The organism is Salipiger sp. HF18 (genome assembly GCF_011806505.1).
GTDB lineage: Bacteria > Pseudomonadota > Alphaproteobacteria > Rhodobacterales > Rhodobacteraceae > Salipiger > Salipiger thiooxidans.
In genome coordinates, this window is the sequence record NZ_JAATOS010000819.1 from 1 (window position 1) to 1092 (window position 1092).

Annotated in this window: 1 pseudogene; it reads left to right on the forward strand. The window is 69.5% G+C overall.

The annotated features are described in order from the left end of the window. Positions 1–1092: pseudogene (locus HC022_RS27240) on the forward strand (hypothetical protein); the annotation flags it as partial.

Here is a 1092-nt window from a genome sequence, read left to right on the forward strand (position 1 = left end):
CTTGATCCAGGCGGTGCGCTGGGTGCTGCGGCAGGCCCATGTCATCGACCCCACGGCGCCGGTCATCGTGAACCTGTCGCTGGGGATGCTGGCAGGTCCCAAAGACGGCACCCGCTTCGCCGACTACCAGATCACCCGCGAGGCCGAGGCCTGGGAGCGCGTGAAGAACCAGCCGGTGCGCATCGTCTGGTCCTTCGGCAACGACTACCGCAAGCGGCTGGTGGCGCGGCTCGACTACGAGCGCCGGGGCAAGCAGAGCATCGACTGGATCGTGCAGACCGGCGACCAGACCGAGACCTACATGGAGGTGCGCCCGATCCCGGGCCAGAGCCTAAAGGACGTGTCGCTGTCGCTCGAGACGCCCGCCGGGCCCGCCTCGGGCTTCGGGCCGGTGCCGCCGGGCTGCTCGCGCGATCTCAAGCTCGATGGCAAGACCGTCGGGCGGATCTACCATGTGCCCGAGCGCCATCTCGACCCCGAGACGGTGCAGCGGCCCTATTACCTGCTGGCGCTCTCGCCCACCGCCTCGGCCTTCAACGAGCCGCTGGCGCCTGCGGGCACCTGGAAGCTGGTGTGCCGCTACAAGGGCAAGGGACCGCTCAGCCTGATCCTGCAGATCCAGCGCGACGACAGCCTCATCGGCTACCGTCCGAAGGCACGGCAGAGCTACTTCGACAACGACAAGGCCTATGGCTGGAGCGCGGAAAACCTCGACCACCGCAAGCTCCTGCCCGATTGCGTGATCCGGCACGAGGGCACGTTCAACGCGCTGGCGTCGTCCACGGCGCGGCAGGTGTTCCACACCGGCGCCGCACAGTTGGCGCGCGAGATGGGGCTGATCGTGCCCTCGGTCTACACCGGCGAGGGCGCGGAGTGGGCGGTCCCCGGCCCCACCGCCGCAACCATTGCCGACCGCTCGCGCATCCATCCCGGCGTCAAGGGTGCGGGCACCTTCAGCAGCAGCACCCGCTTCCGCAACGGCACCAGCGCCGCGGCGGGACGGCTGACCCGGGCGCTGGGGCTCTCGGCGGCGCGGCTCGAGGCCAACGCCACCACGCCCAAGAGCTATGATTTCGACCCGGACAAGCTGAC